Source organism: Herbidospora yilanensis, from assembly GCF_001570565.1.
GTDB classification, from domain to species: Bacteria; Actinomycetota; Actinomycetes; order Streptosporangiales; family Streptosporangiaceae; genus Herbidospora; species Herbidospora yilanensis.
The window spans coordinates 1-15,091 of sequence record NZ_BBXE01000058.1 but is presented as its reverse complement, the minus strand read 5'-3'; the positions used below and the strand labels follow the sequence as shown (position 1 = coordinate 15,091).

At 69.6% G+C, this 15,091-nt stretch carries 11 protein-coding genes and 1 pseudogene; 4 read left to right on the top strand and 8 right to left on the bottom strand.

Going from position 1 to position 15,091, the window contains the following annotated elements; translation table 11 throughout:
* A pseudogene (locus tag AW273_RS38315) lies at positions 1-424 on the top strand (NYN domain-containing protein); the annotation flags it as partial.
* A 161-nt stretch (positions 425-585) separates the two neighbouring features.
* Here the strand turns inward: AW273_RS38315 and AW273_RS35645 are convergent.
* The 4 genes from AW273_RS35645 to AW273_RS35635 all read right to left on the bottom strand — a co-directional run bounded on the left by AW273_RS35645 (position 586) and on the right by AW273_RS35635 (position 6,471).
* Positions 586-1,101, bottom strand: coding sequence for a hypothetical protein (locus AW273_RS35645; protein ID WP_157556488.1), 516 nt, complete (start codon positions 1,099-1,101; stop codon positions 586-588).
* Positions 1,102-1,134: 33 nt separating this feature from the next.
* On the bottom strand, positions 1,135-1,554 hold the full coding sequence (locus AW273_RS37710; protein WP_157556486.1) for a hypothetical protein: 420 nt from the start codon (positions 1,552-1,554) through the stop codon (positions 1,135-1,137).
* Positions 1,555-1,644: 90 nt separating this feature from the next.
* Positions 1,645-2,271 (bottom strand): response regulator, encoded by a 627-nt coding sequence (locus tag AW273_RS35640; RefSeq protein ID WP_062358175.1) that lies wholly within the window; start codon positions 2,269-2,271, stop codon positions 1,645-1,647.
* Between the two features lie 3 nt (positions 2,272-2,274).
* The gene (locus AW273_RS35635; protein WP_062358172.1) at positions 2,275-6,471 is read right to left on the bottom strand and encodes a HAMP domain-containing protein; all 4,197 of its coding nucleotides are present in this window, start codon (positions 6,469-6,471) and stop codon (positions 2,275-2,277) included.
* Between the two features lie 123 nt (positions 6,472-6,594).
* On the opposite strand from AW273_RS35635, the gene AW273_RS35630 reads away from it, so the two are divergent.
* Entirely contained in the window at positions 6,595-8,112 is a 1,518-nt protein-coding gene (locus tag AW273_RS35630; protein ID WP_232327748.1) for a PP2C family protein-serine/threonine phosphatase, read from the top strand.
* On the opposite strand, the gene AW273_RS36835 is transcribed toward AW273_RS35630, so the two are convergent.
* From AW273_RS36835 to AW273_RS35615, 3 genes are all read right to left on the bottom strand, one after another.
* Positions 7,999-9,213 carry an MFS transporter gene (locus AW273_RS36835; RefSeq protein WP_083950309.1) on the bottom strand — a complete coding sequence of 405 codons (1,215 nt, stop codon included), beginning with the start codon at positions 9,211-9,213 and terminating at the stop codon, positions 7,999-8,001. The two genes, AW273_RS35630 and AW273_RS36835, sit on opposite strands and share 114 nt — an antisense overlap.
* Positions 9,214-9,270: 57 nt before the next feature.
* Positions 9,271-11,043 (bottom strand): S9 family peptidase, encoded by a 1,773-nt coding sequence (locus AW273_RS35620; protein ID WP_062358170.1) that lies wholly within the window; start codon positions 11,041-11,043, stop codon positions 9,271-9,273.
* A gap of 138 nt (positions 11,044-11,181) precedes the next feature.
* The gene (locus AW273_RS35615) at positions 11,182-11,961 is read right to left on the bottom strand and encodes a putative RNA methyltransferase (RefSeq protein WP_062358167.1); all 780 of its coding nucleotides are present in this window, start codon (positions 11,959-11,961) and stop codon (positions 11,182-11,184) included.
* 222 nt (positions 11,962-12,183) lie between these two features.
* On the opposite strand from AW273_RS35615, the gene AW273_RS35610 reads away from it, so the two are divergent.
* On the top strand, positions 12,184-12,918 hold the full coding sequence (locus tag AW273_RS35610; protein ID WP_062358165.1) for an MBL fold metallo-hydrolase: 735 nt from the start codon (positions 12,184-12,186) through the stop codon (positions 12,916-12,918).
* Between the two features lie 7 nt (positions 12,919-12,925).
* On the opposite strand, the gene AW273_RS35605 is transcribed toward AW273_RS35610, so the two are convergent.
* Positions 12,926-14,137 (bottom strand): MFS transporter, encoded by a 1,212-nt coding sequence (locus AW273_RS35605; RefSeq protein ID WP_062358162.1) that lies wholly within the window; start codon positions 14,135-14,137, stop codon positions 12,926-12,928.
* 59 nt (positions 14,138-14,196) lie between these two features.
* Here AW273_RS35605 and AW273_RS35600 point away from each other — a divergent pair, with 59 nt between their 5' ends.
* Entirely contained in the window at positions 14,197-15,048 is an 852-nt protein-coding gene (locus AW273_RS35600; RefSeq protein WP_062358159.1) for a PD40 domain-containing protein, read from the top strand.
* Positions 15,049-15,091: the final 43 nt, after the last annotated feature.

The following is a 15,091-nucleotide window of genomic DNA, read 5'->3' as shown; positions in this document are numbered from 1 at the left end:
TCCCCAGCCCGCGCCGCCGCCCCCCGCCGCGCCCCCGCAGCCCCAATACCAGGGCTCTCACGGCAGCGGCAGAGACACCGGCTACCGCGAGTCCAACACCGGCGGCTTCCCGGCCGCGCAACTCGGCCCCTACACGGGCCCCCAGGCCGCCCCGGTGGCCGCCCACAGCGGCGCCACGACCACGCTGGCCGACGCGGTCAAGGCGGCCCACAAGGAAGGCCACGACTTCGGCGACTCGATAGCCCGCGACGCGCCGGCGCTGTGGCTGGAGGCGGTGCTGGCCAGGAAGCCGCGAATGCCCTCCGACCTGGAGGCCAGACTCCTCCAGGGCTCCTCACTCCCGATCGACTTCCTGCTGCACGACGAGGTGCGTCACGCGCTGAGAAGAGGCTTCTGGGACGCCCTGGAGCGGGCCCGCCGTTGATCTATGCCGAGTTCATCGGCGATACCCCGTCGTGCCGAAGTAGTGCCGGCTTGAAGTTGACACTACGCCCCTGTCAGGGAATGATGGGAGGGCCCTAGGCCTTAGCCTACGGAAGTGAGCCCGGCAGCTCTCCGGACGGTGAGTCGGCCGGGTTTCGCGTTTTATGAGGTCAACCTTGTGACGCTGGACACGGTGCCGTTAGCGCGGCGTCGCCAGTCTCCCCCCTTCCCGTAGGCCCATGCGAGGATGTCGGGCGCCCATAGAAGCGGCTCCGTAGTCGGGCGATCGTGACAGTAAGTGAAGCGGTCAGAGACCTCTGCCTTGGCGAGGCACTCCTGCACCACAAGACGATCTTGCCGGTCCTGATCACATGACTCGATCACCAGGCGCGTCACGTTGATATTCACGAGATCAGGCACAACTGCTCTCAGGCAGTCGTCCCGCGCCTGGCGTTGGGGACGGGAGCCGATGTCGGACTCGTATACATGGCCCTGCAACCCGAGTTGATCGATGGCGCTCAGTATTTCCCGGCGGCGACTGTCGCCCTCGCTGCTCATGTGAATCCGATGCTGCCCCGGCTTGCACAGCTTCTTGAGTGCTTGCCGTGTTGGCGAGAGGTCCACCGGGGCGAGCACGACCACGCACACGAGATAGCGGCCTCGGGTGGATTCGTCCATGAACCCGTGCATCATGATCGCGGTATCCCTCGGCTAAGCATCTTCATCGGCGCTGCGAGCGGAATTGCTACCGCTTCGATTGCTTGTTACCTCGGTCCCAGGTTGCTTGAGATCCACGCAAAGGATGTCGTCATCCATGTAGCCGATCCACCGTCGGGAGACGGTTGTGTCGATGCTGTAGTAGCGCGTGAAAGCCGTTCCGGAGACGATATAAGGCCCAATGCTCTTGCCCGATTGAGCCCTCAGAGGGTAAGCGTGCTCCGATTCCTTGGGTACCGCTCTGAAACCCACGATGCGATCGGAAGGGTCGAAGAGAAGCTCTACTGCCTCGGGTTCATCAAGCGCCGCGTAGGCGGCGGCATTCAAAGAGATGGTGCCGCGCTTCTGGATCGTGACGAACGGTTGCTTGACGAGAGGCACCATCCGCTTCGTAAAGGTTTCGAAGTTTGGCAAGGTAGCCTTCTGAGCTGTGTGCAGGCATCGGTCAAGAGGCGATGATAGCACCGCAAAGAAGTTTTCTAATGCTTCTAATGCATTGGTTTATCAGCCCAGGGCGTCGAAGCCCGCTCTCAGGTTGGCGATGCGCTGCCCCAGGTCCGACAGGGGCCCGCTCAGGGGTGAGTCGCCGTTCTTGCGGGCGAGGTCGCGTACGCGGCTCAGTTCCTCCTCCACCGCCGTGAGGCGGCGGGAGAGTTCCGGCAGGACGGCGGGCTGGTCGCCGTTGCCGGGCAGTTCGGTGGCGAGGCGCTCGCGCAGCAGGGCCGCCTGTTCGGCCAGCCGCCGGTTCATGTTGTAGAGCTCGACGAAGACGGCGACCTTCGCCCTCAGGACCCACGGGTCGAAGGGCTTGGTCAGGTAGTCGACGGCCCCCGCCTGGTAGCCGCGGAAGGCGTAGTCGGGGGCGCTGTCGACGACCGTCAGGAAGATGATCGGGATGTTCCTCGTGCGTTCTCGGCGCTTGATGTGGGCGGCGGTCTCGAAGCCATCCATTCCGGGCATGCGGACGTCGAGGAGGATCAACGCGAACTCGGTGCTGAGCAGGGCTTTGAGTGCCTCTTCCCCCGAACGGGCGCGCACGGGGGTCAGGTCGAGGGAGCTGAGGATGGCCTCGAGTGCGATGAGGTTCTCCTCACGGTCGTCGACCATGAGGATCTTCGCCCGGTCTGGCATCGATCACGCACCTTCAGTGGAATCCGTCACATCCGAGTCTGCCCGACCAGAACTACCCGATACACGCCCTCGCATGAGCCAGCCGCGCAGGCGTTCGAGAAGACGGTCGACGTCGACCGGCTTGGGCACGTAGTCGGAGGCGCCCGACGCGATGCTCTTCTCGCGGTCGCCCCGCATGACCTTAGCGGTCAGGGCGATGATCGGCAGGTCGGCGAACTGGGGCATCCGGCGGATCGCGGACGTCGTGGCCCAACCGTCCATTTCGGGCATCATGATGTCCATCAAGACCAGGGCGACGTCCTCGTTGCGTTCGAGTTGCTCGATGCCCTCGCGGCCGTTCTCGGCGTAGACCACCGTCGTGCCGTGGCGTTCCAGGACGCTCGTCAGGGCGAAGACGTTGCGGATGTCGTCGTCGACGATGAGGATCTTGGCGCCGTTCAGGGGGTCGTCGCCGGCCCAGTCGCGGCCGTTGACGTCTTCCAGCGGGCGTACCGGAGGGAGGCCCGCCGGGATCGGGATCTCCGGGAGGACGTCGTCGTTGGCCACCTGGAGCACCTGCTCGGGGCGGTCGACGACGGCCAGGGAGGTCGCCGCGCCGCCGTCACGGGCCGACAGCGGGCCCGCGTAGGTGGTGGGCAGGTAGAGCGTGAAGGCGCTGCCGTGGCCGGGTTCGCTGTCGACGTGGATCTCGCCGCCGAGCAGGCGGGCGATGTCGCGGCAGATCGACAGGCCGAGGCCGGTGCCGCCGTACTTGCGGCTGGTGGTGCCGTCGGCCTGGCGGAACGCCTCGAAGATCACGTCGAGCTTGTCGGGCGCGATGCCGATGCCGGTGTCGACGACCGAGAAGGCCAGGATGTTGTCGCTGGTCTGCAGGGTCTCGTCCACGAACGCGACGTCGCGGGCCGGGCGGACCCGCAGCCTGACCTCGCCGCGCGGGGTGAACTTGACCGCGTTGGAGAGCAGGTTGCGCAGCACCTGCTGGAGGCGCTGCTCGTCGGTGCGCATCTCGGTCGGCACCGCGTCGTCGACGTCGATCGCGAACGACAGGCCCTTGTCCTGGGCCAGCGGGGCGAAGGCGGCGTCGACGTAGTCGTAGAGCTTCGGGAGCGACAACTCGGCCGGGTGGATGTCCATCCGGCCGGCCTCGACCTTCGACAGGTCGAGGATGTCGTTGATCAACTGGAGCAGGGCCGAGCCGGCGCCGTGGATGGTCTTGGCGAACTCGACCTGCTGGTCGGTCAGGTTGCCCTCGGAGTTCTCGGTCAGCAGCTTGGCCAGCACGAGCAGGCTGTTCAGCGGGGTGCGCAGCTCGTGGGACATGTTCGCGAGGAACTCGCTCTTGTAGCGGCTGGAGACCGCGAGCTGCTCGGCGCGCTCCTCCAGCGTGCGGCGGGCCTGCTCGATCTGGAAGTTCTGGATCTCGATCGCGCGGTTCTGCTTGGCCAGCAGCGCCGCCTTGTCCTCCAGCTCGGCGTTGGAGCGCCGCAGCTCCTCCTGCTGCCGCTGGAGTTCGTCGGACCGCTCCTGGAGCTCGGTCGCGAGCCGCTGGCTCTCCTTCAGAAGATCCTCTGTACGGGAGTTCGCGATGATCGTGTTGATCGTGACCCCGATCGACTCCACGAGCTGGGTCAGCAGGTCGAGGTGCACGTCGGAGAACTTGGCGAAGGAGGCCATCTCCAGCACGCCCAGCACGTGGCTCTCGAACAGGATCGGCACCACCACGATCTGCGCCGGCCGCGCCGAGGTCAGCGCCGTGTCGATCGTGAACGAGTTGGGCGGCACCTGGTGGATGATGATCTGCTTGGCCTCCAGGGCGGCCTGCCCGACGATGCCCTCGCCGAGGGCGAACCGCTGCCGGGGGCTGCGGCCGGGCTGGATGCCGTAACCCGCGATCAGCGTCAGCTCGCCGTCGACGACCAGGTAGCAGGCGCCGTAGCTGGCCGACACGAGCGGGGTCAGCTCGCTCATGATCAGGCGGGCGACCTCGATCATGTCGCGGTGGCCCTGCATCAGGCGGGAGATCCGGGCCAGGTTCGACTTCAGCCAGTCTTGCTGCTGGTTGGCGTTGGTGGTGTCGCGCAGGTTGGACACCATCGTGTTGATGTTGTCCTTGAGCTGCGCCAGTTCGCCCGGCGCCTCGACGGTGATCGACCGGGTCAGGTCGCCGCGGGCGACCGCGCTGGTCACCTCGGCGATGGCACGCACCTGCGTGGTCAGGTTCCCGGCCAGCTCGTTGACGTTCTCGGTGAGCCGCTTCCACGAGCCCTCGACGCCCTCGACCCGCGCCTGACCGCCGAGCTGGCCCTCGGAGCCCACCTCGCGGGCGACGCGGGTCACCTCGGAGGCGAACGACGAGAGCTGGTCGACCATCGTGTTGATCGTGGTCTTCATGACGAGCATCTCGCCCTGGGCGTCGACGTCGATCTTGCGGGTCAGGTCGCCGTTGGCGACCGCCGTGGTCACCTCGCCGATGTTGCGGACCTGGTAGGTCAGGTTCGTCGCCATCGAGTTGATGTTGTCGGTGAGGTCCTTCCAGACCCCCGAGACGCCGGGCACGCGGGCCTGCCCGCCCAGCCGGCCCTCGGTGCCCACCTCGCGGCCGACGCGGGTGACCTCGTCGGCGAACGACGAGAGCTGGTCGACCATCGTGTTCATCGTGTCCTTGAGCTCCAGGATCTCGCCCTGGGCGTCCACGGTGATCTTCTTGGTCAGGTTGCCCTGGGCGACGGCGGTGGAGACGGCGGCGATCTGGCGGACCTGGCTGGTCAGGTTGTTGGCCATGAAGTTGACGTTGTCGGTGAGGTCCTTCCAGACCCCGGACACGCCGCGCACCTGCGCCTGCCCGCCCAACCGGCCTTCGGTGCCCACCTCTCGCGCGACTCGGGTCACCTCGGCCGCGAACGACGAGAGCTGGTCGACCATCGTGTTCATGGTCGACTTGAGTTCCAGGATCTCGCCCTGGGCGTCGACGTCGATCTTGCGGGTCAGGTCGCCGCCGGCCACCGCCGTGGTCACCTGGGCGATGTTCCGCACCTGGTAGGTCAGGTTCTTGGCCATCGAGTTGACGTTGTCGGTGAGGTCCTTCCAGACGCCCGACACGCCCTTCACCTCGGCGCGGCCGCCCAGCCGGCCCTCGGTGCCCACCTCGCGGGCCACCCGGGTGACCTCGTCGGCGAAGCCCGAGAGCTGATCGACCATCGTGTTGAGGGTCTCCTTCAGCTCCAGGATCTCGCCCTGGGCGTCGACCGTGATCTTCTTGGTCAGGTTGCCCTGGGCGACGGCGGTGGAGACGGCGGCGATCTGGCGGACCTGGCTGGTCAGGTTGTTGGCCATGAAGTTGACGTTGTCGGTTAGGTCCTTCCAGACCCCCGACACCCCGCGCACCTGCGCCTGCCCGCCGAGCTTGCCCTCGGTGCCGACCTCGCGGGCGACCCGGGTCACCTCTTCGGCGAAGGCGGAGAGCTGGTCGACCATCGTGTTGACGGTGATCTTGAGCTCGAACATCTCGCCGACGGCGTCGACGGTCACCTTGCGTGACAGGTCGCCGTTGGCGACCGCCGTGGTGACCTCACCGATGTCGCGCACCTGTGCGGAGACGCGGCTGGACATCGTGTTCACGGCCTCGGTCAGATCGCGCCAGCTCCCCGACATGCCGCGCAGGTTGGCCCGGCCGCCGAGCTTGCCCTCGGTGCCGACCTCACGCGCCACCCGGGTCACCTCGCCGGTGAACAGGGCGAGCTGGTCGACCATGCCGTTGATGGCCTTGCCGAGGCGGCGCACCTCGCCCCTGGCGGCCCGGTCGAGGTCGATGCGCTGCGACAGGTCGCCCTTGGCCACGGCGTCGATCACGTCGGCGGCGCCGGTCACCGGGGTGACCAGGGCGTCGATCAGGCCGTTGACCGACTCGACGCTCTCGGCCCACGAGCCCACACCGGGCCCGGGGGTCAGCCGCTCGCCGAAGCGGCCCTCCTTGATCACCTCACGGCGGACCCGGGCCAGCTCGTTGGCCAGGTGTTCCCGGCGGTCGGCCACCTCGTTGAGCAGCAACCGGATCTCGCTCAGGATGCCGGGTGGGGCGTGCGGGACTCTCCGGCGGAAGTCTCCGTCTCGCCACACGGTCAGCGTGTCAAGGAGCGGCTTCAGATCAGACTCGGTGTAGCTGCGTTCGGTCCGGGCCGGTTCGACGTCCGCACGCGTCATGGGGCCTCCTTACGTGTACGCCCAGTCTGTCACGTTCCGTGGTAGCTCCACCGGTCGTTGATTGACCGCGCGTCAGGGCGATTTGTGGTAAGCACAAGTGCAGTGGCGAATTCCCCACGTGCCGTGCTCGCGGCTTCTTTCACGATGGGCGAGACGGCCGTTCCAGCGGCGAAGCGGTTCACCCAGGAGGTGATGACCGCCTGGGCCGCCGTGCCCGTCGGCGCCGAGGCCGAGCGGCTCACCCGGGCGCTCGTCGAAGGGGTCTCCGGCGAATCGTTCGAGGTGAGATGGCTCCACCAAGGCGACTCTATACAGCTTGAGGTCATCGAGCGCGGCCACGACTACGGGCCGCCGCTCGACGCGGCCGACTGGGGGGTGTCGTTCTCGGGGAACTCCCGGGTGCGGTGGGCGCGGCTCGATCTGCCGGGTGGTGGCGGCGTACCGGAGGAGGAGGCGTGGACCGAGCCCACGCCCAGTCCGGGGTGGCTGGGGTTCCTGGCCGACGCGAGTGATCTGCTCGCCGGCACGCTCGACCCCGGCATGGTGCCAGCGATCATCGCGCAGATCGTGGTGCCCCGGCTGGCCTCCTGGTGTGCCGTCTACACGGCCGATCAGGGCACCGGGCCGTTGCGGCTCGACTATCTGTGGCATGCCGACGAGGCGCAGAGCGACGCGTTGCGGGCGCGGCTGGCCGACGTGGTGCTGCCGTCGGCCGACGGGCCGGCCGTGCTCAGTGTCGACGGCACGCAGGCGCTCGGGTTCCCGCTGACGGCGCGGGGGCGGCGGCTGGGCGTGATGTGCCTGGGGCGCCGCGACCGGTTCCCCGACGAGAGTCTCCAGCTCGCCGAAGACCTGGCCCGCCGGGCGGCGCTGGCGCTCGACAACGCCCGCCTCTACGCGCAGCAGGCGGCGGCCAACCGGGCCTTGCAGCGGAGCCTGCTGCCGCCGGAGGAGCCGCGTACACCCGGGCTCGACTCCTATGTGATCTACGAGCCGGCGGGCGAGACCAACGAGGTCGGCGGCGACTTCTACGACCTGTTCCCGATCGGCGACGGCGTCTGGCGGTTCGCGATCGGCGACGTCTGCGGCACCGGTCCCGTCGCCGCCGCCGTCACCGGGCTGGCCCGGCACACGATCCGGCTGCTGGCCCGTGAGGGCTACGGCGTGGCGGCCGTGGTCGAGCGGCTGAACCAGGCGATCCTCGAAGAGGGCGAGCGGGCCCGGTTCCTGACCCTGCTGCACGGCGAGATCACCATCGCGGCTGACGGGCTCGACATGCGGCTGGTGTCGGCCGGGCATCCCGAGGCGCTGCGGTTGCGGCCGAGCGGCATCGTCGACGTGGTGGGCTCGCCGCAGTCGCTGCTGGGCGTTTTCCCCGAGGCCGAGTTCGAGGCCGACTCGATCCATCTGGAGCCGGGAGACGTGCTCCTGGGGGTGACCGACGGTGTGACCGAGCGGCGGCAGGGGTCGCGGCTGCTCGACGACGAGGGCGGGCTGGCCAAGCTGCTGGCCGAGTGCGTCGACCTGTCAGCCCGCGCGGTCGCCGAGCGGATCAGGCGTGCCGTCCAGGACTTCGCCCCCGAGCCCAGCGCCGACGACCTGGCCATCCTGGTGCTCCGGGCGCCGGTCGAGCCGCTCTAGCAACATCACGGCCAGGCCCACGACCGCGAGGGCCGCGCCGACCAGGGCCGCCGACATCCAGCCCCAACCGGCCGCGATGGCCAGGCCGGCCAGGTAGACGCCGCCCGCGTTGGCGAGGTTGAAGGCCGAGTGGTTCGAGGCCGCGGCCAGGGTGGGGGCGTCGGCGGCGTAACGGATGACCATGGTCTGGAGCGGCGCGGTCATCAGGAAGCCGATGGCGAGGATGGGCACGACCATGACGGGGACCGGCCAGAGGTAGAAGACCACCAGCACCCCGGCGAGCCCGGCCAGGCTCGCGTAGGCGGTGGGGCGGGCGGCCAGGTCGGTCAGCGGCCCGGCGGCGGCCACGCCGATGGTCATGCCGACGCCGGCCAGCGCCAGCACCCACATGACCGACCCCTCGCCGAGGCCCATGACCTCCGTCGTGATGGACGCGAGGTAGGCGTAGGCGGCGAATACCCCGCCGAAGCCGAAGACCGCCGTGCCGAGGAACAGCAGGACCTGGCGGCTCCGGAAGGCCCTCAGCTCGCGGCGCAGGCTCTGGTGCGGCTCCGGAGGCGTGTACGGGATCAGCAGCACCAGCGCGATCAGCGCGAGCACCCCGATGGCGGTGACGACCAGGAAGGTGGCCCGCCAGCCGAGATGCTGGCCGAGCAGCGTGGCGCCGGGCACGCCGACGATGTTGGCCAGGGTGAGCCCCAGCAGGATCGAGGCGACCGCGCGGCCCTCCCTGCCCTCGCGGGCCAGCCGCGCCGCCACGACCGAGCCGACGCCGAAGAACGCGCCGTGCGGCAGGCCGGCGACGAACCGCCCGGCGGTCAGCCAGCCGAAGCCGGGGGCGAGCGCCGAGAGCAGGTTGCCGACCACGAACAGGGCCATCAGGGCCGTCAGCAGGCGTTTGCGGGACATCCGCACGCCCGCGGCGGCGAGCAGGGGAGCGCCCACCACGACGCCGATGGCGTAGGCGGCGACGAGGTTCCCGGCGGCCGGCACCGAGGTGTCGAGGTCGGCCGCGACCACGGGCAGCAGGCCCATGATGACGAACTCGCTTACGCCGATGCCGAACGCGCTGATCGCCAGGGCGAGGAGGGCAAAACGCATGCGCGGAACAGCGCTGGAACGCCCCACGTCTATTTCGCGGCTCGCAGGCGTCGTCGGTCAGAGGCCCGGTGTCGCGGGCTGTTTGCGGCCGTCCATGACCCGGGTCGCGAACTCGATCTGGGTGCGCATCTGGCGGATGCGTTCCTCGACGACCAGGGAGGCGTGGCCCGCGTCGTAGCGGTAGACCTGGCACGGGCCCGGGACGGCCTCGATGAAGCTCTCGATCTGCCTGATCGGGCAGCGGGGGTCGTTCTCGCCCGCGAGGATCAGCAGCGGCGCCTCGACCATGTCGGCGTAGGTGATCGGGGAGGAGGCCGCGTAACGTTCCGGGACCTCCTCGGGGGAGCCGCCGAACAGGGCGCGGTGGAAGGAGCGCAGGGCCTCCGACTCGTCTTCGTAGGCGGCGCGGTGGTCGGCGATCGGCACGGCCGCGATGCCGGCGCTCCAGACCTTGGGCTGGGTGCCGAGGCCGAGCAGGGTCAGGTAGCCGCCCCACGAGCCGCCTGCCAGGATCAGCCGGTCGGGGTCGGCGATGTTCCGGTTGACCACCCAGTCGCGGACCGCCGACACGTCGGCCAGTTCGATGTGGCCGACCTCGCCGTGGAGGGCGTCGCGCCAGGCCGAGCCGTAGCCGATCGAGCCCCGGTAGTTGACCCGGACGACCGCGAAGCCGCTGTCGACCCAGGCCGCCACGTGGGGCAGGAACGAGTCGTTGTCCTGCGCCGACGGGCCGCCGTGCAGCAGGAACACGGTCGGGTAGGGGGCCGCCTGGCCGGTGGGCCGGGAGATCATCGCGTGGATCCAGCCGCCGGGGCCCTCGACGTCGACGTCTTCGACCGGGACCGACGGGGGCGCGGTCGGGCCGGGGCTCATGACCACGTGGCCGTGGCTCGACCGGATCACGGGCGCGTGGGCGGCGCTCGACCAGGAGTACTCGACCGTGCCGTCGGGGCGGGTGGCGGCCGACTCGATCACCCCGTGGGGCGTCTCGATCGGGGTCATGGCGCCGCCGACGAGGTCGTACCTGAAGAGCTGGGTGCGGCCCCGGTGATGGTTGACGATCAGGAGGGCGCGGCCGTCGTCGTACCAGTCGGCGGTGACCTCGCCGGGGTCGCGGAGGTAGATCTCGCGCTGCTCGCCGGTCAGCGGGTCCCAGACCAGCGGCTCGTGGCGGCCCCTGCGCTCGTGCAGGACCAGCAGGCGGCGGTCGCCGAGGACGGGGGAGAAGCGGATGCCGCGCACGCCCTTGCCGGGGCCGTCGTAGAGGTCGCCGACGACCGAGCCGTTCTTCTTCACCACGCGCAGGCCCGGGTGGCGGGCGTCGCCGTGCTCGCTGTGGTCGATGGCGATCAGTGAGCCGTCGAGGGAGATGCCGGCCACGGAGGCCGACTCCTTGTGCTGGTAGAGCACGGTGGGCTCGCCGTCGTCGCCCATCAGGACGATCTGGAAGCCGAGCCGGCACGAGCGCCCTATGGCGGCGGTGCCGTTGGCGGCCAGCGCGAGACCGGCCGGGTGGCCGGGGGAGATGTCGAGCGGGCGGGCCGCGCCGCCGTGGAAGTGCTGGCGGATCCAGACGCCGTATTCGTCGCCGTCGGTGTCGGCGAACCACCAGATCCACTGGCCGGTGGGGTCGATGTCGCCGTAGGCCGTGCCGTTGGGCCGGTCGGTCACCTGGCGGCTGGTGCCGGTGGCCCGGTCCCAGGCGTAGATCTCCCAGGTGCCGGAGGCGTTACTTCGGTAGACCGCGTGGTGCGGGGCCTGACGGGCCCAGGTGGGCAGCGTCATACGCGGGGAACGGAACCTGGTCTGCCAGCGTTCCTCGGCCTTCATCGGCTTTCCTCCCGGGTCCGCCGTCGGTCGCGGTCAAGTATGTCCCGTCAGCCCCCGGAATGGCCGACAAACAGGGGATCTCAGGTGGGAATTTACGGTGAAAAAGCCCTTTGGTCACTAGGACTGAGGGCACCATTTTCAGCTTTTCGGACGCCACACCGTGACCTGCACGGACAGTCGCACCCGGGCCCCTTCCGACACCCCGACGGCGGGTGCGTGCCAGGCGCTCGGGCCCATCGCGATCACCGACATGACCTCGGTGGCCGTGAGGTCGAGCCAACCGGCGACCGGCTCGGTCACGTCGCGTGCGAAGTGGTCGCCGAGGGTGTCGGTCAGCCGCCGGTCCTTTTCGTCGTCGACCGACAACAGACCGAAACGTTCGACGATCGGCGCCAGGTGGTCGGGGTTTGGAGTGACCGTTATCAATGTTCCCGTTGGTTTCAGGACACGGCGAAACTCACTGGCGTTCCGGGGGGCGAACACGTTGAGAAGCGTGTCAAACGCGGCGTCGCGTACCGGAAGCGGTTTCCACACGTCGGCGACGACCGCGCCGATCCTCGGATGGGCCTTGGCGGCCTTCTTGAGCGCGTGCTTGGAGACGTCGAGGGCCAGGCCCCGGTCGTGGACGGCCCGCGCCAGGTAGTAGCCGGTTCCGGCGCCGGCGTCGCCGACGACGCCCTTCGCGCGGGCGGCCACCGTCTCGGCGATCGGGGCGAAGGCGCCGCTCGCCAGGAACGTCTCACGAGCCGAGACCATCTCGGGGGTGTCGCCCTTCACCGGGGTGCTCAGCAGGTTGAGGTAGCCCTGCCGGGCGACGTCGAAGGAGTGGCCGCGCGGGCAGCGGGCGGCGCCCTCCGCGAGGGTCAGGTCGTCGCGGCAGACGGGGCAGAGCAGCAGGTCGATGACGTCTCCAAGCATCCGACCAGTATCCCGTCAAGTCGTCTGCAACCGGTCTGGGGTGAACTGTACCTATGACGAAGAAGAGACGTAACTGCCCGAATTGTCGGACCGTTCTGGACGAAGGCCCGATCGTCTACCGCTGCGCGAAGTGCCAGCGTGCCGTCTACGCCGCCGATGTGAACTTCGATTATTCGGCCCGATGATGCGCGATGACCGCATGTAGGAGAATAAAGTGCGGTAATGCCGTACGAACCGATGACCTTCGCCGGGGTCGAGGTCACGCCGCTGTGTGATGCCGTCGGGCCCATGGGGCCGAGCATCGCCCGGCCGCTGCCCGAACTTTTCCCCGGCGGGTCGTTCGCCGACGGCGAGGAGTGGATCCTCCACTTCCACTGCTTCCTGCTGCGCACCGGCACCCACACCATCCTGGTCGACACCGGCGTCGGCGACCTTACCGGTCCGGCGGCGGGCTGGGCGCCGATCCCCGGCCGGTTGCTCCAGGAACTCGACGCGGTGGGCGTGGCCCCCGCGGACGTCGACACGGTGATCCTCACCCACCTGCACAGCGACCACGTGAGCGGCTGCGTCGCCGAGGGCGTCCCGGTGTTCGCCAACGCGCGGCACGTGCTCCAGGAGGCGGAACTCGACTGGCCCGGCGGCGGGCTCATGCGCGACCGGATCGTCAAGCCGCTCGGTGACCAGTTGCAGATCGTGCACGGCTCGAAGGACCTGTTCGAGAACGTCCGGGTGGCGCACACCCCCGGCCACACCCCCGGCCACCAGGTGGTCCTGGTCGGCGACCTGATCGTCTCCGGCGACGTGCTGCACCACCCGGTGCAACTGGCCGACCCGACGATCGGCTACCACTACGACGACGACCCCGAGCGGGCGCTGACCAGCCGTCAGGTCGTGCTCGGCCGGGCCGCCTACCTGGCGACCGCCCACCTGGCCGAGCCGTTCACGCGGCTCAACTGAGGCCGGTTCACCGCGCGAGCCACAGCCGGCCTCCGGCCGACCGCGTCTCGCTTCGCTGACGGTAGCGGAGCACCTGGAAGACGCCGAGGGCCCAGATCGGATACTGCACGACCAGCGCCCACCGGAAGTCGCCGTGCACGTCGAGCCCGACGCCGATCAGCCCGAGCAGGGCGACCGTGGCCAGGAAGCCGCCGCCGTTGACGATGCCGGTGGCCACGCCGATGCGCTCGGCCGGGTTATACGTGCGGGCGAAGTCGAAGCCGATCACCGAGCCGGGCCCGTTGGTGGCCAGCACCACCATCAGCAGCACGAGCAACCACAACGGCGAGGGGCCGGGCCAGAGCAGCACGGCCGTCCAGACGCCCGCGGTCGAGCCGACGATGCCGAGGACCATCCACGAGCGGCGGTGCGGCCGGCGTCCGGCGACCCAGCCGAAGAGCGGGTTGCAGGCCAGCGACACGACGGTGATCGTGGTCAGCAGCGCCCCGGCCGCGTTCGGCGAGAGTTTCTGGTCCTGGAGCAGGAACGGGTAGCCCCAGAGCAGCAGGAACGCCGCCATCGACGACTGCGTGGCGGCGTGTGTCCACAGGCCGAGCTGGGTGCCCGGTTCGGCCCAGGCGGCGCGGAGTCCGCGCGCGTTCGCGGCCCTCTCCGGCCGGGCCTCGCGGAGCAGCACGACCACCACGGCGAAGGCGACCGCGCTCAGGCCCGACGCGCCCAGGAAGGTGTCTCGCCAGCCGAAGGTGTGCAGGGCCGAGATCAGCGGTACGGCCGCCAGGATGCCGCCCAGCGCCCCCAGCAGCCCCGTGGTCTGCACCATCAGGGGGTTGCGGCCGGTCGGGAACCACAGGTTCACGATGCGGATCACGCTGATGAAGGTGGCCGCGTCGCCCGCGCCGATCAGGACCCGCGCCGTGATCGCCCCGGCGGCGCCGCCCGCGAGGGCGAAGACCAGGTTGCCCGCCGCCAGCACGACCGCCCCGGCGAGCAGCATCCGCTTGGAGCCCAGGCGGTCGACGAGGATGCCGACCGGGACCTGGAGGGCCGCGTACACGAGCAGTTGAAGCATCGCGAGCGCCGACAGGCCGGCGGCGCCGAGGTCGAAGCGGGCGGCGGCCTCCAGGCCGGTGACGCCGAGGGTCTGGCGGTGGAAGACTGCGACGAGGTAGGCGACGACTCCGGCGCCCCAGTAGAGGTAGGCCTTCCGCGTCCCCGGCATGGGGGAGATTTTACCTTTGGCCCGTTTTCGCCCCTCGGGCGGTGCAAAGATCGCATGCCATGAGAAGACTGCTCGCCGTCGCAGCCGCGCTGGTCGCGATCATCCCCGCCGCGCCCGCCGCGGCCGCTCTCCCGTCGGGGCTGGTGTTCTACCGGTACGAGCAAGGGGTGACCGTCCACACGCCCTTCGCCCGGCACACCCTCGACCCGAACGGCCAGTTCTCGGTCTCGCAGGACGGCCGCAAGGTCGCCTACGTCGACATCAACGGCAAGGTGCACGTCAAGGCGGGCGGAGTCGACAAGGTGGTCGCGTCGGGCGCGGTGGCGGGCACGCCGTGCGCCACCCCGGCCTGGTCGCCCGACGGAACGAAGGTCGCCTACGCGGTCATGTCGACCGAGGGCAGCGCCCCGATCGCGGTCGTCGGAGCCGACGGCAAGGGCCGCAAGACGGTCGGCCGGACCTACGGCGTCTGCCACCTGGCCTGGTCGGGCAACGGCCGCTACCTGGCGGGCTACACCGGCACCACCGACGGCGTGCACGTGCTCGACGTCACGACCGGGAAGTCGCGCAAGGCGAAGGGCGTCGGCGGGGCCAACCACGTGCAGTCGCTGTCGCCCGACGGGCGCAAGGTGATCTACCACGCGCTCGCACGGAACGCCGAGGGCGGCGACGGCACCTGGCCGCTCTGGTACACCCCCCGCATCGTCGACACCGTGACGGGCAAGCGGGTCGTGCCGCCGGTCAAGGGCACCCTGATCGGGGCCATGTACCTGAACGACGGACGGCTCGCGGTCAGGGTCAAGGGCGCGGCCCGCAACACGGTGGTGATCCTCACCCCGGGCTTCAAGGTCGTCAGGAAGATCTCCGAACCGTTCCAGTACCGCAAGTACGCGCTGCTGCGGGTGCTCTGACGCCGAAGGCCCTGCTCCGCGCGGAGCAGGGCCTTCGGTCTAG